The 17,726-nt window shown below is 71.1% G+C and carries 18 protein-coding genes; 7 read left to right on the plus strand and 11 right to left on the minus strand.

Translation table 11 applies throughout. The features are described from left to right. Window positions 1-22: 22 nt before the first annotated feature. Together IAG44_RS26210 and IAG44_RS26215 are read right to left on the minus strand one after the other, a co-directional pair. On the minus strand, window positions 23-1,024 hold the full coding sequence (locus IAG44_RS26210) for a LacI family DNA-binding transcriptional regulator (RefSeq protein WP_187749526.1): 1,002 nt from the start codon (window positions 1,022-1,024) through the stop codon (window positions 23-25). Between the two features lie 403 nt (window positions 1,025-1,427). Further along, the gene (locus IAG44_RS26215) at window positions 1,428-2,336 is read right to left on the minus strand and encodes a LysR family transcriptional regulator (protein WP_187749527.1); all 909 of its coding nucleotides are present in this window, start codon (window positions 2,334-2,336) and stop codon (window positions 1,428-1,430) included. A gap of 90 nt (window positions 2,337-2,426) precedes the next feature. Here IAG44_RS26215 and IAG44_RS26220 point away from each other — a divergent pair, with 90 nt between their 5' ends. From IAG44_RS26220 to IAG44_RS26230, 3 genes are all read left to right on the plus strand, one after another. After that, window positions 2,427-3,395, plus strand: a complete 969-nt coding sequence (locus IAG44_RS26220; protein WP_187749528.1) for an EamA family transporter — start codon at window positions 2,427-2,429, stop codon at window positions 3,393-3,395. A gap of 106 nt (window positions 3,396-3,501) precedes the next feature. Continuing rightward, a complete protein-coding gene (locus tag IAG44_RS26225) occupies window positions 3,502-4,815 on the plus strand; it encodes a 3-phosphoshikimate 1-carboxyvinyltransferase (protein WP_187749529.1) in 1,314 nt (437 codons plus the stop codon). Continuing rightward, window positions 4,812-5,471 carry a GNAT family N-acetyltransferase gene (locus tag IAG44_RS26230; RefSeq protein ID WP_187749530.1) on the plus strand — a complete coding sequence of 220 codons (660 nt, stop codon included), beginning with the start codon at window positions 4,812-4,814 and terminating at the stop codon, window positions 5,469-5,471. Before IAG44_RS26225 ends, IAG44_RS26230 begins: the two co-directional genes overlap by 4 nt. Here the strand turns inward: IAG44_RS26230 and IAG44_RS26235 are convergent. Then, window positions 5,426-5,803, minus strand: a complete 378-nt coding sequence (locus IAG44_RS26235; RefSeq protein WP_187749531.1) for a DUF6281 family protein — start codon at window positions 5,801-5,803, stop codon at window positions 5,426-5,428. The two genes, IAG44_RS26230 and IAG44_RS26235, sit on opposite strands and share 46 nt — an antisense overlap. A gap of 47 nt (window positions 5,804-5,850) precedes the next feature. Further along, window positions 5,851-6,786: a LysR family transcriptional regulator gene (locus IAG44_RS26240; protein WP_187749532.1), complete on the minus strand. Its 936-nt coding sequence runs from the start codon at window positions 6,784-6,786 to the stop codon at window positions 5,851-5,853. A 50-nt stretch (window positions 6,787-6,836) separates the two neighbouring features. Here IAG44_RS26240 and IAG44_RS26245 point away from each other — a divergent pair, with 50 nt between their 5' ends. Further along, entirely contained in the window at window positions 6,837-7,403 is a 567-nt protein-coding gene (locus tag IAG44_RS26245; protein ID WP_187749533.1) for an RBBP9/YdeN family alpha/beta hydrolase, read from the plus strand. A gap of 35 nt (window positions 7,404-7,438) precedes the next feature. Here the strand turns inward: IAG44_RS26245 and IAG44_RS26250 are convergent, their stop codons facing one another. The 4 genes from IAG44_RS26250 to IAG44_RS26265 all read right to left on the minus strand — a co-directional run bounded on the left by IAG44_RS26250 (window position 7,439) and on the right by IAG44_RS26265 (window position 11,037). Next, window positions 7,439-8,743, minus strand: a complete 1,305-nt coding sequence (locus IAG44_RS26250; protein WP_187749534.1) for an MFS transporter — start codon at window positions 8,741-8,743, stop codon at window positions 7,439-7,441. 283 nt (window positions 8,744-9,026) lie between these two features. Beyond that, the gene (locus tag IAG44_RS26255) at window positions 9,027-9,359 is read right to left on the minus strand and encodes a hypothetical protein (protein WP_187749535.1); all 333 of its coding nucleotides are present in this window, start codon (window positions 9,357-9,359) and stop codon (window positions 9,027-9,029) included. Further along, window positions 9,356-9,895, minus strand: coding sequence for a DUF6232 family protein (locus tag IAG44_RS26260; protein ID WP_187749536.1), 540 nt, complete (start codon window positions 9,893-9,895; stop codon window positions 9,356-9,358). Before IAG44_RS26260 ends, IAG44_RS26255 begins: the two co-directional genes overlap by 4 nt. An 89-nt stretch (window positions 9,896-9,984) precedes the next feature. Continuing rightward, a complete protein-coding gene (locus IAG44_RS26265) occupies window positions 9,985-11,037 on the minus strand; it encodes a LacI family DNA-binding transcriptional regulator (RefSeq protein WP_187749537.1) in 1,053 nt (350 codons plus the stop codon). Between the two features lie 276 nt (window positions 11,038-11,313). On the opposite strand from IAG44_RS26265, the gene IAG44_RS26270 reads away from it, so the two are divergent. The 3 genes from IAG44_RS26270 to IAG44_RS26280 are packed head-to-tail and all read left to right on the plus strand — an operon-like array spanning window position 11,314 to window position 14,449. After that, window positions 11,314-12,465, plus strand: coding sequence for a Gfo/Idh/MocA family protein (locus IAG44_RS26270; protein ID WP_187749538.1), 1,152 nt, complete (start codon window positions 11,314-11,316; stop codon window positions 12,463-12,465). After that, a complete protein-coding gene (locus tag IAG44_RS26275; RefSeq protein ID WP_187749539.1) occupies window positions 12,462-13,619 on the plus strand; it encodes a dihydrodipicolinate synthase family protein in 1,158 nt (385 codons plus the stop codon). The genes IAG44_RS26270 and IAG44_RS26275 overlap by 4 nt, the downstream gene beginning before the upstream one ends. 29 nt (window positions 13,620-13,648) lie before the next feature. Then, window positions 13,649-14,449: a sugar phosphate isomerase/epimerase family protein gene (locus tag IAG44_RS26280; RefSeq protein WP_187752866.1), complete on the plus strand. Its 801-nt coding sequence runs from the start codon at window positions 13,649-13,651 to the stop codon at window positions 14,447-14,449. Window positions 14,450-14,508: 59 nt separating this feature from the next. Here the strand turns inward: IAG44_RS26280 and IAG44_RS26285 are convergent, their stop codons facing one another. The 3 genes from IAG44_RS26285 to IAG44_RS26295 are packed head-to-tail and all read right to left on the minus strand — an operon-like array spanning window position 14,509 to window position 17,563. Continuing rightward, complete coding sequence (locus tag IAG44_RS26285; RefSeq protein WP_187749540.1) at window positions 14,509-16,605, minus strand: M48 family metallopeptidase; 2,097 nt, start codon at window positions 16,603-16,605, stop codon at window positions 14,509-14,511. Beyond that, window positions 16,602-17,297, minus strand: a complete 696-nt coding sequence (locus tag IAG44_RS26290) for an RNA polymerase sigma factor (RefSeq protein WP_187749541.1) — start codon at window positions 17,295-17,297, stop codon at window positions 16,602-16,604. Before IAG44_RS26290 ends, IAG44_RS26285 begins: the two co-directional genes overlap by 4 nt. Next, entirely contained in the window at window positions 17,294-17,563 is a 270-nt protein-coding gene (locus tag IAG44_RS26295; RefSeq protein WP_187749542.1) for a hypothetical protein, read from the minus strand. The genes IAG44_RS26290 and IAG44_RS26295 overlap by 4 nt, the downstream gene beginning before the upstream one ends. Window positions 17,564-17,726 lie beyond the last annotated feature (163 nt).

Genomic DNA, 17,726 nt, shown 5'->3' on the forward strand with positions numbered 1-17,726 from the left:
CCCGCTCGAACCCCGCCCGCCCTCACCCGCTCTCCCGCACCACCAGCCGGTACCCCGCCACCAGCAACGACGCCCGGTCCGCCCCCGCTATCCCGCTCAGCAGCGACGTCACGGCCAGCCGCGCCAGTTCGGACTTGTCGGGGGCGACGGTGGTCAGCGGGGGAGCGGTGTAGCGGGCCGCCTCGACGTCGTCGAAACCGATGACCGCGAGGTCTTCCGGAACCCGCACCCCCCGCTCCCGGGCCGCGTGCAGCGCCCCTTCGGCGAGCGCGTCCGCGAAACAGAAGACGGCGTCGGGGAGTTGGGGCAGCGCCAGCAGAGCGCGCAGCGCGGCGGCGCCCGACGCGCGGTCGTACGCGGGGACGGGCGGCGCCAGCGCCTCGTCGTACGGGACGGCGAACTCCGCCAACGCCCTTAGATAGCCCCGGAGTCGGGTCGCCGAGGTCGCCGCGTGCGGGGTGGTCTGGCGGCCGATGACGGCGATCCGGCGCCGCCCGCGCGCCAGCAGCCGGACGGTCGCCTCCCGCGCGGCGGCCGTGTTGTCGATGGTGACGTGCGGATGGGGAAGGTCGTGCAGCCGCTCGCCCAGCAGCACAAGCGGCTTGCTGCGCAAGGCCGTTGACGCCCGCACGTCGTCCAGTGCGAGCGGGCTGAGGATGACCCCGTCGACCATCGGGTCGGTGCGGCCCAGCGCGATCTCCAGCTCCGCCCCGGGCGCACCGCCCGTCGCCTCGACGAGGAGAGTGCAGCCGTGGGCCGCCGCCTCCCGCAGGACGTGCCCGGCGAGTTCGGCGAAGTACGGCATCGACAGATCGGGCACCGCCAGCAGCAGCACCCCGCTGCGGCCGGTGCGCAGCCGCCGGGCCGCGGTGTTGGGCCGGTACCCCAACTCCTCGACGGCGCGGGCGACTTTCTCCCGCGTCGCCTCCGAGAAACGGCCCGTGCCGCGGACCACGTTCGACACGGTCCGCATCGACACTCCGGCCCGCTCGGCCACCTCCCTCAGCCCGATCCCCGCGCGCATCGGCCCACCCTACGACCTCGCGTCCCACCAACGGCCTTGCTGACATGCGGCGTTCACACGCGATGCGCGCGGACTCCGGCGCAGACGGACCCCGAGGGCCGTCACCGGCGCTGTGGAGGGGGGCACGCCGGTGACGGCACGCTGCCGGGCGCGGTACGGCTGGAGAGGGGTGCGCCGACGATCACCGCCGACCGATCACCGCCGACCGATCACGGCTGACCGATCACGGCCGACCGCGAGAGCCGACACCGCACCGAGACGACTCGCCCGGCAGTCCGGCGCTTCGACGTACAGGGGAGGCGAACGGTTCCCGGAACGGGCGGGACGGCGAGAGGGCGCTCACAGCGCGACTCCTCATCGCGTGCCCCCTCACCAGGCCGTCACCCTCACCGCGCGCCCACCCTCACCGCGCCGTCACCCTCGGCCACTGCTCCCGCAGCGTCCGCACCGTCTCCGCGATCGCCGGCCGGCGCGCGGCCCCCGTACGCCACAAGGCGTACAACCTGCGTACGGGTACCGGGTCCAGGGCCACCTCGACGACGCCCGCCGGGAGAGGGCCCCGACCGAGGCGCGGGATCAGGGCCACCCCCAGCCCCGCCGCGACCAGCGCGACCAGCGTCGGGTTCTCGTCGGCCTGGTGGACGACGTCGGGCTCGTGGCCCGCCGAGCGCACGGTCCGCAGCAGCCAGTCGTGACAGACCCGCCCCGGCGGCTGGCAGATCCACCGCTCACCGCCCAGTTCCTCGCGCCGCACCGCCGTACGCCCCGCGAAGGGGTGGCTCTCAGGTACGAGGAGATCGCACAGGTCGTCCCCGAGGCGCACCTGCTCCAGACCCGTAGGGGACGGCAGCGGGGCGATGTCCCAGTCGTGGGCCACGGCGAGGTCGACCGCGCCCTTGGCCACCAGGTCCACCGAGAGGTGCGGGTCGATCTCGCTCAGCCGGGCGTCCAGCGCGGGATGCCGGCGGGCCAGGTCCGCGAGGACGGACGGCATCAGCCCCCGCGCCGCCGAGGCGAACGCGGCGACGGTGAGCCGGCCCGCGGGCAGCCCCCTGCGCTCTTCGAGCCCGGTCTCCGCACGCTCCACGATCGCCAGCAACTCCCGCGCGGTCTCCGCGAGTTGCCATGCCTCGTCGGTCAACCGCACGCCCCTGCCCTTGCGTTCGAGCAGGACCGTCCTCGTCTCCCTCTCCAGCTTGGCGATTTGCTGCGACACCGCCGAGGAGGTGTATCCGAGCGCGGCGGCAGCGGCGCCGACCGTGCCGTGGACGGAGACCGCGTGCAGGGCGCGCAGGCGCTGGAGGTCGAGCATGACGGGCTCCCGAGAAGTAAGCGTTGCTACATCCTGTCGTGCAGCAATCATCGCTGGTGCTACACGGTCCGTGCGGCCGATCCTCGACACATGCGCCCCGCACACCTCTTGCTCGCCGTCCTCGTCGCCGCCGTCTGGGGCGTCAACTTCACCGTCATAGAGGTCGGCCTCGACCACTTCCCGCCGCTGCTCTTCTCCGCCCTTCGCTTCCTGGCCGCCGCGCTGCCCGCCGTGTTCCTCGTGGGGCGGCCGACGGTGGCGTGGAAGTGGATCGTGGGCGTCGGACTCTCGCTGGGCGTCGCCAAGTTCGGGCTCGTCTTCGTCGGGATGGGCGCCGGGATGCCGGCCGGGCTGACCTCGCTCGTCCTGCAGATCCAGGCCGTGTTCACCGCGCTGATCGCGTTCGCGGTGCTGGGCGAACGACCCACGCGCGTACGGGTGTTGGGGATGGCGGTCGCCTTCTCCGGGATCGTCGTCGCCGCCGTGGACGAGGGCACCTCCGGGCCGCTCGGCGCGTTCGCGCTCGTCGTCGCCGGCGCCGCCTGCTGGGGCGTCGCCAACGTCCTGACCCGCAAGGCCGCGCCGCCCGACGCCCTCAACTTCATGGTCTGGGTGAGCACCGTCCCCGTCCTGCCGCTCCTCGGCCTCTCCCTCCTGACCGAAGGCCCCGCGCGCGACCTCGACGCCCTGCGCTCCCTCGACCTCGCCGGCGTCGTGACGGTCCTCTTCGTCGCCTGGGTCTCCACCGTCCTCGGCTTCGGCGCCTGGGGCTGGCTCCTGCGCCGCCACCCCGCCTCGACCGTCGCCCCCTTCACCCTCCTCGTCCCCGTCTTCGGCATGTCGACCGCCGCACTGTTCCTGGGCGAGCCGGTCAGCGGGCTCCGCTGGTGCGCTGCGGCCCTGCTGGTCGGAGGCGTGGCGTTGACGTCCCTGTCGCCGGGCCGGAGGGGCGCGGGTACTACGGGTACTACGGGTACGGGGACGGCGATACCTGAGGACGACGTGGTCCAGCACACGGCCGCCGCAGGACCCCCTACCCGTACGACCCTGACACGGTGACCCGTACGCCCCGTAATACCCGCACCCCCACAGACCTGACGAACCCCCCGTTCCATCCCCTGGACGCACCCGCCCTCACCGCCCCCGCCGCGAGATCATGCGGGGTATGCCCCACGTCGACATCCCCGGTTCCAAGTCCCTCACCGCCCGCGCCCTCTTCCTGGCGGCAGCGGCGAACGGTGTCACGACCCTCGTACGCCCCCTGCGCTCGGACGACACGGAAGGGTTCGCCGAGGGGCTGACGGGCCTCGGGTACCGGGTCGGCCGGGCGCCGGACGCCTGGCAGGTGGACGGCAGGCCCGAGGGCCCGGCGGTCACCGAGGCGGACGTCTACTGCCGGGACGGCGCGACGACCGCCCGCTTCCTGCCGACGCTGGCCGCGGCCGGCCACGGCACGTTCCGCTTCGACGCCTCGCCCCAGATGCGCCGCCGCCCCCTGCTCCCGCTCACCCGCGCCCTGCGCGACCTCGGCGTCGACCTGCGGCACGGCGAGGCGGAGGGCCACCACCCGCTGACCGTCCACGCGGCCGGGGTGGAGGGCGGCGAGGTCGTCCTGGACGCCGGGCAGTCCTCGCAGTACCTCACCGCGCTGCTCCTCCTCGGCCCCCTCACCCGCACCGGCCTGCGGATCCGCGTCACCGACCTGGTCTCCGTCCCGTACGTGGAGATCACGATCGCGATGATGCGGGCGTTCGGCGTGGAAGTCAGGGTGGAGACCACCGCCGGCGGGGACGCGGTCACAGCCGCCAACACCGGTTCGGCGCAGGCGAGTTCGGCTAACCCCGCCGCCGGTGAACGCGTCTACACCGTCCCGCCCGGCGGCTATCGCGCCACCACCTACTCCATCGAACCCGACGCCTCCACCGCCAGCTACTTCTTCGCCGCGGCGGCCCTCACCGGCGGCGAGGTCACCGTCCCCGGGCTCGGACAGGGCGCGCTCCAGGGCGACTTGGGCTTCGTCGAGGTGCTGCGGAAGATGGGCGCGCACGTCGAGATCGCCGCCGACCGCACCACGGTCAGGGGCACCGGCGCCCTGAACGGCGTGACGGTCAACATGCGTGACATCTCCGACACGATGCCCACCCTCGCCGCGATCGCCCCCTTCGCGGCGGGCCCGGTCCGTATCGAGGACGTCGCCAACACCCGTGTGAAGGAGTGCGATCGGCTCGACGCGTGCGCGGAGAACCTGCGCCGCCTCGGCATCGACGTCACCACGGGCCCCGACTGGATCGAGATCCACCCCGGCACCCCCGAACCCGCCGAGATCAAGACCTACGGCGACCACCGCATCGTCATGTCCTTCGCGGTCACCGGCCTGCGCACACACGGTATTTCGTTCGACGACCCCGGCTGTGTCCGCAAGACTTTCCCCGGTTTCCACGAAGCGTTCGCGCAGTTGAGGAAGGACATCACCGGGTGAGATTCGAGGCGGGCCAAAACAAGCCCCTGGACGGCGAGTTGGTGCGCCTGGAACCCCTGGAGCGGCGCCACGCCGCCGAGTTGGCGTCGGCGGCGCAGGAGGACCGGGCGTCGTACGCGTTCACCTGGGTGCCGACGCCCGCCGAGTTCGACGGCTACCTCGACCTCCAACTCGCCAGAGCCGCCGAGGGATCCATCGCCCCCTACGCCCAGATCTCGACCGCCACGGGCCGCGCGGTCGGCACGACGGCCTACTGCGAACCCCGCGCCTGGCTCGACCCCGCCCGCCTGGACGCCGTCGAGGTCGGCCACACCTGGCTCGCCGCCTCCGCCCAGGGCACCGGCATCAACGCCGAGGCCAAACTCCTCCTGTTCCGGCAGGCGTTCGAGGTGTGGGAGGTCTCCCGCATCGACCTCAAGACCGACGCCCGCAACAACCGCTCCCGCGCCGCCATCGCCGGCGTCGGCGCCACCTTCGAAGGCGTCCTGCGCAACTGGTCCCCCTCCAAGTACCCCGGCGAAGAAGGCCGATTGCGCGACACCGCGATCTTCTCGATCACAGCGGACGAATGGCCCCAGCGCAGAACATCCCTGGAGAACCGAGTAGCCCGCTACTCCCCCCGCCCCACCAACCGCACGACCTCAGGCGGAAGTTGACCCCGAGCCCCCTGCACCACCAGCAACGTGTCCGCGACCCCGCCCACCACGATCGCCACGGCCGGATCCACCCCGGCCACGGCGTACGCCGTCACCTCACGCGCACCGACCCCCGGATCCCCGTCCCCGCCGGTGTCGTCGCAGGCCGGCAGCACCGCCGTACCGACCGCCTCCCCGAGCGTGAACTCGGCCCCGTACAGGCCCGAATACCGCCGCCCGTCGTAATCGGCGACGAACGCGCAGGACGCCGCCCCCTCCCCGCCGCCACCGGCGAGAGAACAACCGGAGGCAAGACACAGCACCACGGCGACACAGCTCGCAACAATTCTCACGACGACACGACTCCTGGGCACGGACGGCACATCACGACCAGGACGCCTCAACCATCAAGAACGTTCGCCGCGTTGCGCAGCTCCTCCCGGACGGCGGCCAGTACCGGATCCCCCTCGGCCCCCGCCCGCACGGCCGCGAACACGTTCCGTGAGGGAGCGGAGCCCGTGACCGGACGCAGGGCCAACTCCCGCCCGGCGTAGACGGATCGCACGAGCCGGGGCACCAGCGCGACACCTGCTCCCGCCTCGACGAGTGCGGACAGCGCGGCCCAGTCGTCGACGGCGTGCCGCACGTCCGGGGTGAACCCGCTCGCCGCGCAGACGGAACGCGCCACCGCCCCGCAGCAACTCGACGCCCGGCCGATGATCCAGGGCTCGGCGGCGAGTTCCCGCAGCGGCACCGACGCGCGGCCCGCGATCCGGTGACCGCGCGGCAGGGCGACGTCCAGGACGTCGGTGAGCAGGTCCTCGCGGGTGTAGCGGACGTCGGTGTGCGGGGGAGCGGCGGCGAAGTCGACGGCGACCGCCACGTCCACCTGCCCGGCGTCCAACGCGGTGAACAGATCCGGCGGTTCGGCCTCCACGACGTCCACGCGCAGGTGCGGCAGCCGCTCCCGCAGAGCACGCAGCGCCGGGGGCAGCAGCCCCAGGATCCCGCTGGAGAAGCAGCCGACGACGACCGTCCCGCGCCCGCCCTCCGCGTACTCCGCCAAGTCGGTGCGGGCTCGCTCCAGTTGGGCGGCGATCACGTCCGCGTGCGCGAGCAGCACCCTGGCCTGCGCCGTCAACCGCAGCCCTCGACCTTCACGTTCGGTGAGCGGCACACCGAACTCGCGGGCCAGCCCCGTGAGTTGCTGGGACACCGCCGAGGGTGTCAGATGCAGCGCCTCGGCGGTCCGCGCGACGCTGCCCCGGCGCTGGAGTTCACGCAGGACGGCGAGACGACGCAGGTCGATGGTGAAGGCTGAGCTGAAGGGTTCCACCGGAAAACATTAACTGGACCTGACGCATCCCGGCTGGGGATGATCGGCGCATGACCTCCTCCTTCCTGATCCTCCATGGCTGGCAGAACCACCGCCCCCAGGGCCACTGGCAGCACTGGCTGGCCGACCGCCTCACCAGCCGCGGACACGACGTCGTCTACCCCCAGCTCCCGAACCCCGACCATCCCGAACTGGAGGTCTGGCTCGGCGAGTTCGAGCGGCACCTGACCGCGCCGGGCCGCCGGATCGTCATCGCGCACAGCCTCGCCACCGTCACCTGGCTCCACGCGCTGCACCGGCGCCTGCCCGGCCTCGACTCCGTCGACCGCGCCCTCCTCGTCTCCCCGGTCACGACCCTCGCCGCCCATCCCGAGATCGCCGGCTTCGCCCTGCCCCCGCTGACCGGCCTCACCCTCGCCTCCCCGACCCGCATCACCGCCGGCGACGACGACCCGTACTGCCCGGAGGGCGCCCAGCGCGCCTACGCCGACCCCCTCGCCCTCACCGCCGAAATCCTCCCCGGCGCAGGCCACTTGACCCCGGACGAGGGCTACGGCCCGTGGCCGTCGGTACTGGAGTGGTGCCTGGACGGGGAGACAGAGCTGACGGCGAGGTGAGGGCGACGTGAGGACGAGGGCCGAGGAACACCGGCTCAGGACCGAGGGGCACGCCCGTAGCGGCGCCTCTCACCGGGGCTGACGTCACCGTCGCCGCCCCGCCTCCCGACCACACCCCCCACCAAAGCCACCCCCGCCAACCCCGCACTCACCCACACCGCATCCCGGTAATCCCCACTCACCTCAGTGACACCCCCGGCCACCAACGGCCCTACGAACGCCCCCAAGTTGAGCGCGACAGTAGCGAACGCCCCCGCCAACACCGGCGCTTCACCACCCCCGACGCTCAACACCCGCCCCACCAACGCCGACCCGGCCCCGAACGACAACGCCCCGAGCATCAGCGCCCCACCGAACAGCACCACCGCCCACTCCCCGGCGAGCGCCAACACCCCCCAGGCGAACGGCAACACCACCAGCACCGCCCCCACCCACCCCTCGCCCCTGCGCCCGGCCACGGTCACCCCGAAGAACGCCCCCACCCCGAACACCGCGAGCAGCACCGGCACGAGGGCAGAGGGCACCCCGGCAACGTCCGTACCGATCACGGCGAGATACGAGAACCCGGCGAAGGTGGCCCCATTCACAGCGGCCCCCATGACCAGCGCACGCCGCAACACAGGCCGCCCCAACACCCGAAGCTCCGCCCGCACCCCGAAGCCACCCGCCGGGACCTTGTCCGCGCCCCCTAGGGACTCCCCAACCTTCGACCTCAGGGTTTCCCCGCCTCCCGACCCCAGAGACTCCCCACCGGACTCGCCCCCCGACGAACCCCGTACCCCCAAAGAGCCACGAGACCCCCCGCCCGAAGCCCGCACCACCCACCCCAACGCCGGCACACACAACCCCGCCACCGCCCAGAACGCCGCCCGCCACCCGAACCACTCTCCGAGCAACGCCCCCGCAGGCACCCCCACCGCACACGACAACGTCACCCCGGCCAGCAACACGGACGCCGCCCGAGCGGCCGACTCCGGCGCGACAAGGGACGTCGCCGTCGACAACGCCACCGCCAGGAACCCGGCGTTGACGACCGCCGCCACCACCCGCGCCCCGAACAGCACCGCGAAGTCGGACGTCACCGCCCCCACGACATGCACGACGACGAACGCCCCCAGGAACCCGCCCAACGCGGCCCGCCGAGGCAACCGGGCCCCGACGACGGCCATGACCGGCGCCCCGACGACCATCCCGACCGCATAGGCGGACGTGAGGCTCGCGGCGGCCCCGACCGACACGGACAACTCCCGCGCGATCCCGGGGATCAGCCCCGACAGCATGAACTCGGATGTGCCCTGCGCGAAGACGGCAAGGCCAAGGACGTACAGGAAGACAGGCACGGCAACGCACTCCAGCGAGAAGGAGGTTCACAGACGGAGACCACAAGTCCCGCACGCTGAAACGGCGTTGAAGCCGACACGAAAAGCGCCCACAGCCGCACGGAACACACATCCGTCAGCCGCGGGCGAAGCCCCTCCGACCCCGAAGAACCCCAGGGCTCAGAGCACGACGACCCGCCGCCGGCTGACCGGCGGCTCCGCTCTGTCCGACTCGGGGCTCGACATGCCCGGCACGCTACCGCCCACCCACCCGTCGATCAACTCCCCCACCCGACCGACAGGTTCACCCCCCGAGCACCCGCCGCACCGCCTCCACGACAGGCACCCCCACCTCTCCCACCACAGCGGCCACCCCCACGATCGCCGTCAACGCCCGCCGCACCACCCCGGGCTCGGCACCCTCTTCCCCGATCACCCGCAACGACGCGTCGATCGTCTCCCGGTCCTCGGACGAAACCCGCTCCCGCAACACCTGAACAGCCGCCAGCATTTCCCGGAACGCCGCCTGAGGATCACCGGCCGACTGATATGTGTTCTGGATCTTCCCCACGTTCCCGGAACCGCCGTACACATTGACGACGTCCCCCACCTGAAACCCGCGCTCTTCGGTACTCAATTCGCCTGCTTCCCGATGTTGTTGTGCCCGCCGACCATATTGATCTTGTCGCCGATGTGATAGTTCTCGACCGACACCTGGAATTCGGCCTCGGGATTGTCGATCGCGTCCATGATCTGGAAGACGAGCCGCGAGACGATCGTCTTGTCCGTGCTGACGAGCGCGGTGTACGGCGTCCCGGCGGTCTCGATGACCAGCGCGTGATAGACGGGCGTGACCAGCACGGACACCAGTCGGATCACCAGGATGCCGCCGATCACGGCATCGAGCAGAAGCACGAGATCTGTGACGGCCCCGCTGTCCGCGTTGTTCAGTTCCCCATGGCGCGCGGCCTCCGTGATCACACCCGAGACGACCACCAGAAGCAGCGCGTACGCGAGGAATTGCCCGAGCGCGGCCATCCGCCGGGGCCGGATCCGTACCGTCGTCGCCCGAGCGATGTTGTGCAGCGGATATGCCTCCGCCCCCACCCAGAGGATCCACCCTCGGGAAACACCGGCACGGCAAGCGAAATGCTGGAAATCAAATTCCGTCAATTTATTCGATTATCGCACCAGCATCCTCACGCCGACTCGCCCACCCCTCACACCGACTCACCCACCCCTACCTCCGAGGTACCCCCTGACTACCCCCGGGGTACCCCCGAAGACCCCCGCACCATCAACTCCCCCCGGATCACGGCGATCCCCCCGGGCGGCGGCTCCTCCCGCCCCATCGCGATCCGCCCGGCCCGAGCCCCCGCCTCCGCCAACGGCAACCGCACGGTCGTCAGCGACGGCACCGCGTCGATGCTGAACGGCAGATCGTCGAACCCGGCGACGGAGACGTCGTCCGGAATCCGCAGCCCGGAGTCCCGCAGCGCGGCGCAGGCTCCCAGCGCCACGGAGTCGTTCGCGGCCACCACGGCCGTCAACGAGGGGTCCCTGCGCAGCAGTTCGAGCGTGGCCTCGTACCCGGCCCGCCGGTCGTAGGGCCCGTGCACGGTCCAGCCCCCCAACTCCTCGATCCCGGCGGCCTCCAGAGCCGCCCGGTGCCCTTCGAGCCGGTGCCGGGTGGTCGTCCGCTCCTCGGGCCCGGCGATGTAGCCGAGCCGCCGGTGCCCGAGCCCGATGAGGTGTTCGGTCAACTCCCGCCCCCCGCCCCGGTTGTCGAAGGCGAGCGCGATCGCCTTGGTGTCCTGCACGGGCGGCCGTCCGCACAGCACGACCCGCGTCCCCGCGCTCTCCAGCCGCCTCAACTTCGCGGCGACGGCGATCGCGTGGGCCTCGTTCTCGATGGCGCCGCCGGTGAGGATCACGGCGGCGGCCCGCTGCCGCTGGAGCAGCGTGAGGTACGTCAGCTCCCGTTCGGGATCGCCTCCGGTGTTGCACACGACCGCGAGCCGTTCCCCGCCGGCCCGCCCCCCGGACCCGGATCCCCCGATCTCGGACTGCACGGCGCCGGCCATGATCCCGAAGAACGGGTCGGCGATGTCGTTGACGAGGATGCCGACCAGGTCGGAGGTGGACGCGGCGAGCGCGCTCGCGGGCCCGTTGAGGACGTAGTCCAGCTCGTCCACCGCCCGAAGTACTCGCTCTCGGGTAGTAGCCGCCACGGGGTAGTTCCCGTTGAGTACGCGCGAAACCGTCGCGGGGGAGACCTGTGCGCGGGCCGCCACGTCCGCCAGGGTCACCGTCATCTCGTAGTCCTCCGGTCGCGCGTCATGTGTACGCCGTCGCACTCGTACGCCGTCGTACGTCCCCAAACCTGCCGGATCAGACCCTACGGCCGAAGCCCCGCCCTGTTCGCCCCCTCGAACAACCCGATTATCTCGAACTGGACACGGTCTTGTCCGGACCACTGGTCAGAGGCTAGCTTGCCAGAAGTAATAGAAAGCGCTTGCTGTGACGCTGATCAGGTAGAGGCGTGCGTGCGGCGCACACCCACCGCGTACGACTTCTCCGAAGGGAACGACGTGACACGCAAAACGGTGCGTATCGCCATGAACGGCGTCACCGGACGTATGGGCTACCGCCAGCACCTCGTCCGCTCCATCCTGGCGATCCGCGAACAGGGCGGCCTCGACCTCGGCGACGGCACCGTGCTGTGGCCCGAGCCGATCCTGGTCGGCCGCCGCGAGCACGCCCTGCGCGCGATGGCCGAGGAGCACGGCCTGGAGCACATCTCGACGGACGTCGACGCGGTCCTCGCCGACCCGACCGTCGACATCTACTTCGACGCCCAGGTCACCTCCGCCCGCGAGGACGCGATCAAGAAAGCGATTGCCGCCGGCAAGCACATCTACACCGAGAAGCCGACCGCGACCGGCCTCGCCGGCGCCCTCGACCTCGCCCGCCTCGCGAACGAGAAGGGCATCAAGCACGGCGTCGTCCAGGACAAGATCTTCCTCCCCGGCCTGCTCAAGCTGAAGCGCCTGATCGACGGCGGCTTCTTCGGCCGCATCCTGTCCATCCGGGGCGAGTTCGGCTACTGGGTCTTCGAGGGCGACTGGCAGCCCGCCCAGCGCCCGTCGTGGAACTACCGCGCCGAGGACGGCGGCGGCATCGTCGTCGACATGTTCCCGCACTGGGAGTACGTCCTGCACGAGCTGTTCGGCCGCGTGAAGTCCGTCCAGGCCCTCGCCACCACCCACATCCCGCAGCGCTGGGACGAGAACGACAAGCCGTACGACGCGACGGCGGACGACGCCGCGTACGGGATCTTCGAGCTCGACGGCGGCGCGATCGCCCAGATCAACTCGTCCTGGGCCGTGCGCGTCAACCGCGACGAGCTCGTCGAGTTCCAGGTCGACGGCACCGAGGGCTCCGCCGTCGCGGGCCTGCGCAACTGTCGTGCCCAGCACCGCAGTTCGACCCCGAAGCCGGTCTGGAACCCGGACATCCCCGCCACCGAGGTCTTCCGCGACCAGTGGCAGGAGGTCCCGGACAACGGCGAGTTCGACAACGGCTTCAAGGCACAGTGGGAACTCTTCCTCAAGCACGTCTACGCCGACGCCCCCTACCACTGGGACCTCCTCGCCGGCGCCCGCGGCGTCCAACTCGCCGAGCTGGGGCTGAAGTCGTCCACCGAGGGCCGCCGCCTCGACGTCCCGGAGATCTCCCTGTGACCATCCAACTCCCCACCCCGGACGGCGGGTTGCAGGCGTACGAGCCGCGCGCCGAACCCCTCGCCGTCACCCCCGGCGTCCCCTTCACCTCCCGGACGGTCTTCTCGGCGGCCCACGTCGTCGCGGACCCCTTCGCCGACGTCTCCCCGGACTCCCCGGCCGCCGTCGACTGGGACGCCACCCTCGCCTTCCGCCGCCACCTGTGGTCCCACGGCCTCGGGGTCGCCGAGGCGATGGACACCGCCCAGCGCGGCATGGGCCTCGACTGGGCCGGCGCCGCCGAACTGATCCGCCGAAGTGCCGCCGAGGCCAAGGCCGTTGGCGGACGCATCGCCTGCGGCGTCGGCACCGACCAGCTCCCCACGACCGGCGGATCCCTCGCGGCGATCCGAGCGGCCTACGAGGAGCAGCTGACCCTCGTCGAGGAGTCCGGCGCCCAGGCCATCCTGATGGCGTCCAGGGCCCTCGCGGCCACCGCCACCGGACCTGAGGACTACCTGGAGGTGTACGGCCACCTCCTGCGCCAAGCCACCGAACCGGTCGTCCTGCACTGGCTGGGCCCCATGTTCGACCCGGCACTCGAGGGCTACTGGGGCTCCTCCGACCTCGACGCGGCGACGGACACGTTCCTCGACGTCATCGCCGCCCACCCCGACAAGGTCGACGGCATCAAGGTCTCCCTCCTCGACGCCCAGCGCGAGGTCGACCTGCGCCGCCGCCTCCCGCAGGGCGTGCGCTGCTACACCGGCGACGACTTCAACTACCCCGAGCTGATCGCGGGCGACGAAAAGGGCTTCAGCCACGCCCTGTTGGGCATCTTCGACCCCCTGGGCCCGCTCGCGGCCGAGGCGGTACGCGTCCTCGACACCGGCAACACGGACGGCTTCCGCGCCCTGCTCGACCCGACGGTGGAGCTCTCCCGCCACCTCTTCCAGACGCCGACCCGCTTCTACAAGACGGGAGTTGTGTTCCTGGCCTGGCTCGCGGGCCACCAGTCGCACTTCACGATGGTCGGCGGCCTCCAGTCCGCCCGCTCCCTCCCGCACTTCGCCCGCGCCTACCGACTCGCCGACGGACTGGGCCTGTTCCCCGACCCGAAGCTCGCCGAGGAGCGCATGAAGAGCCTGCTGGCGGTCTACGGGGTGAACCAGTGAGCGGGCTGGCGCGGTTCTCCATCAACCAGATGACGGTCAAGCAGCTGTCGATCCCCGAACTCGTCGCGGACTGCGTCGAGTTGGGCATCCCCGGCATCGGCCTGTGGCGCGACCCGGTCCAGCAGTACGGCCTCGACGCCACCGCCAAACTCGTCCGCGACGCGGGCCTGACGGTCACCACCCTGTGCCGGGGCGGCTTCTTCACGGCCATCGAACCGGCCGAGCGCGCGGCAGCCCTCGACGACAACCGCCGCGCGATCGACGAGGCCGCGACGCTGGGCACCGACACCCTCGTCCTGGTCTCCGGCGGCCTCCCGGCGGGCTCCAAGGACCTGCACGGCGCCCGCGAACGCATCGCCGACGCCCTGTCCGAGCTGGGCCCCTACGCCGAACAGCACGGCGTCCGCCTCGCCATCGAACCCCTCCACCCGATGTTCGCCTCGGACCGCTGCGTGGTCTCCACCCTCGCCCAGGCCCTCGACATCGCCGAACGCTTCCCGGCGCACCAGGTCGGCGTCACCGTCGACACGTACCACATCTGGTGGGACGACACCGCCCCCGCCCAGATCGCCCGCGCCGGCGCCTCGGGCCGCATCCACACCTTCCAACTCGCCGACTGGATCACCCCGTTGCCCGAGGGCGTCCTCAACGGCCGCGGCCAGATCGGCGACGGCGCCATCGACATGCGCGAGTGGAGGCGCTACGTCGAGGACGCCGGCTACACCGGCCCCATCGAGGTCGAACTCTTCAACGACGACCTCTGGGCCCGCGACGGCCACGAACTCCTCAAGGAGACGGCGGACCGCTTCGTGGAACACGCGATCCGCTGACCGCCCCGCACCCCAACGGCCGCCCCGCACCGGAGAGTTCCGGCACGGGGCGGCCGTCCTCAACTGTTCCAGGCGTCCGCGACGGTCCACGCCGCCAGGATCACCGCCGCCACCGCCCGGACCCCGCCCACCCGCGCACGCGGGTCGAAGAGGGGATACGCCACGGCGACCATCACGATCACGATCACCCACGGCACCACCTCACCCCTCGCGAGCTGACCGAACCGGCCGACGGCCCCGAAGGTGACGAAGACGGCGGCGGCCGGGTTCAGCCACCGCCGCAGTCTCCTCGGCCGCTCCGCCCCGTACCTCGCAGGTCTGACAACCTGGAGTACCGCCGTGAGGGCGAGGGAGATCATGGTGACGAGGGCGGCCCACTTGATCAGACCCGGGAGCCACATCCCACCGAAGATCGCGCCGAAGATCAGGGCACTGGTGCAGACCAGCAGGACAGCCGGAATGTCCCGGCCGGGCGTCCCGGTGTCCTCGGCCCCTCCGTGAACGGGCGGCGGCGCGAGGCGGGGGAGCGGCTGGTCCAGACCGACAGCGAACGCCGCCCGGCCCCACGAATCCCTGGAAAGCCCCGCCGAACGTTCCGCGAAAACCAACGCCTCGGCACCCCTTGGATCAGTCGCGCTCTTATTCAGCACACGCAGCAGACCACCGAACGTCGGAACACAGAACCGACGGCTCCCCTCCCGCGCGCGGTACGCGTTGTACGCGTCGATCACGATCCGGAGTTTCGCCGGATGCGCCTCCGTCTGCCACGGCTCCACGGAGTCGAGCCACACCTTCCACGGAATAGGCTCGACAGCCCGAGCCAAAGGTGTGGTGGGCTGATCCCGGCGTTCAGGAGAATTCCTGCCCTGCCAGAACAGAATCAAGGCCGACACCAGAGCGAGAATACCGCCGGACCACAGAACCGGACGAGCCACAGCAGCACCCAGATAAGCCCACAAAGGCCACACGAAGAACGTGAACGCACTCACCGCAAGCATCCCCCTGACCACCCGGGAACCCCCGCGATACAGCGAGCTTCCCGTGGGCGGCGGCGCGAGGAACACGGCCTGACGGCTACGGCTGTACGCCGCCGAATCCATCACCGCCAGCTCTTTCACCGCAGGCACACCGACGGACTCCACCGCCCCTGACCAGCCAAGAGCCGCGAGCCGTCGGTCCAGGGGAGGGTGCGAATCCCACCACGAACCCCGCCACGAGCCCTGTTGTGAACCCCGCCCCGGCGGCACAACCCGAGGCAACCGTCCGCCCCCACTCACCAGCACCCCGAACGCCTCGTACGGATCATCCGGAGTACGCCCATACGCATGCAGCGGATCAAGAACCCCAGTCCGATACGCATCCCAGAAACCCGCAACGGCATGCGAGGAAATAAGAGCACGGCCCATCACATCGGCACCGACAACCTCCGCCGCGACACGATCCGCCTCGAACTCCTGACGCCGCCGAATAGCCAACGTCACCAGATTGTAGAAGGACAGACAGAGCAAGAAAAACCGACGCTGAACGGAAGCAAGAGAACGCATGGAAACATCAACGGCGGACACATCGCTCACCGGCAGAACGGCATGGTCGAGTTCCCCCACCAACTCACCGAGAAGCGAGGACCCCCGATAGATCGCATTGCTGAACGGCGAATGCCGCCGCGCATGATGCCCCAGCTCATGACAGAGCACCGCCCGCAACTCCTCGGTCGTCAGCCCCACGAGCAACGGAACCCCGACACACATGTGCCGAACACGCCTCGGACGACGGAATATCCGGCGCACCTCGTGCACGGACGCGTTGGCGTACGGCGTCAGCCACACATGGTCCGGCGCGGCAGTCCCCACCGCGTCCGCGACGTCCGCCACCACTTTCCGCAGCCGCCGGGCATCGGCGGGGGAGACGAGTTCCGCCGGCGCGGGCAGACCCCCGGTACGGCGGACACCGCGCACGGCACGGACGTCCGCCGAGAGGAGCGGGAAGACCACCACGCCCAGAAAGATGAACGCGGGCGGCGCCCAGAAGAAGGCCAGTACCGTGAAGCCGCCGATGACGAAGAGCCAGTAGGCGACGAGCACGGCGAGCAGCAGCGAGCCCGCCACCAACAACCCGATGACGAGGAGGGCCAGAGCCGCGCGCGGCACATGTCTCACCGGCTCTCAGCGCTCCCGTCCGGCCCGCAGGCCGCCGTCAGCCAGACCTCCATGTGCCGCAGGACGCCGCTCAGCGGATCACCGGACGGCGTCGGCGTGACGGACACCGGCCGCGCGCCGACACCCCCGGCCATCAACGAGTCGCCGCCACCGGGCAGTTCGTCCACCGGCAGCCCCATCGCCCTGCCGAGCTTGCCCCGCGCCTTGTGCAGACTCGCCGCGACACCGCCACGGCTGATCTCCAGCAGGTCGGCGATCTCCTGCTGCGGCATCCCCTGGAGGCAGTGCAGCACCAGGACTTGACGCTGCCGGTCCGGCAACGTCCGTAACGCCGCGAGCACTTGACGGGCCTCGGCGGTCTCCTCCACGCCCGCCGCGGGCGCCGGCCGGACCTCCAGCGCCTGCGCGCGGAACCACCTCCGCCGGGCCCGGTTGAGCCGCTGCGTCATGACCCGGTACGCCCACGCCTCCGGCGCCTCGTAACCCGACACCCGGTCCCAGTGCCGCAGCAGTTCGACGTACGCCTCCTGCACGGCGTCCTCCGCCTCCTCGCGGTGCCACCACAACAGCAGGGCCCGCGCCCGCAGTTGGGGATACGTCCGCTGAAAGAACGCGTCGAACTCCTCGCGCCCGCCCCCTCCGACGCCGCCCCCTCCGACGTCGCGCCCACCCCCATCGACGCTGCCCGTCACCGCTCCCCCTCGACCTCGACGGAGTCCTCACGCACGGACCGGTACCGGTACTCGACGACGGTTCCGGCACGGCGGAAGCGAAATGTGCGCGCCACGATACGACGACGCGACCACCTCCCGGACGCCGACCACAGAATCCGCACCACCGCTTCAAGGCCCGCCCCGACAACCGCGATCACGGCGGGATCGACCAGGAACTGCTCCACGCTGCTCACCTGTCCCAGGAGTTGCACGTACACCTGGAAACAGCCCGAAGCCCCCGACATGTTTACCGGCCCCTGCCCCCTCCCCAAAAAATCTTCGGCGACCCGTACAACCCTTTCCCACCCTCCCCGGTCGTACTGTGCGTCGGACCCCGGGAGGGGGATCTGGGGGGATCGCGAAGGGTTCCGGCACTGTGGGGGGAAACACCGAGGGGCCCGGTCGACG

It is taken from the genome of Streptomyces roseirectus, assembly GCF_014489635.1.
Taxonomy (GTDB): Bacteria; Actinomycetota; Actinomycetes; order Streptomycetales; family Streptomycetaceae; genus Streptomyces; species Streptomyces roseirectus.

What these genes read in the sequence shown, in the direction of transcription:
- IAG44_RS26210 (WP_187749526.1), bottom strand. Translation starts at nt 1,024, where the DNA reads ATGCGCGCGGGGATCGGGCTGAGGGAGGTGGCCGAGCGGGCCGGAGTG.
- IAG44_RS26215 (WP_187749527.1), bottom strand. Translation starts at nt 2,336, where the DNA reads ATGCTCGACCTCCAGCGCCTGCGCGCCCTGCACGCGGTCTCCGTCCAC.
- IAG44_RS26220 (WP_187749528.1), top strand. Translation starts at nt 2,427, where the DNA reads ATGCGCCCCGCACACCTCTTGCTCGCCGTCCTCGTCGCCGCCGTCTGG.
- IAG44_RS26225 (WP_187749529.1), top strand. Translation starts at nt 3,502, where the DNA reads ATGCCCCACGTCGACATCCCCGGTTCCAAGTCCCTCACCGCCCGCGCC.
- IAG44_RS26245 (WP_187749533.1), top strand. Translation starts at nt 6,837, where the DNA reads ATGACCTCCTCCTTCCTGATCCTCCATGGCTGGCAGAACCACCGCCCC.
- IAG44_RS26265 (WP_187749537.1), bottom strand. Translation starts at nt 11,037, where the DNA reads ATGACGGTGACCCTGGCGGACGTGGCGGCCCGCGCACAGGTCTCCCCC.
- IAG44_RS26280 (WP_187752866.1), top strand. Translation starts at nt 13,649, where the DNA reads ATGACGGTCAAGCAGCTGTCGATCCCCGAACTCGTCGCGGACTGCGTC.
- IAG44_RS26295 (WP_187749542.1), bottom strand. Translation starts at nt 17,563, where the DNA reads ATGTCGGGGGCTTCGGGCTGTTTCCAGGTGTACGTGCAACTCCTGGGA.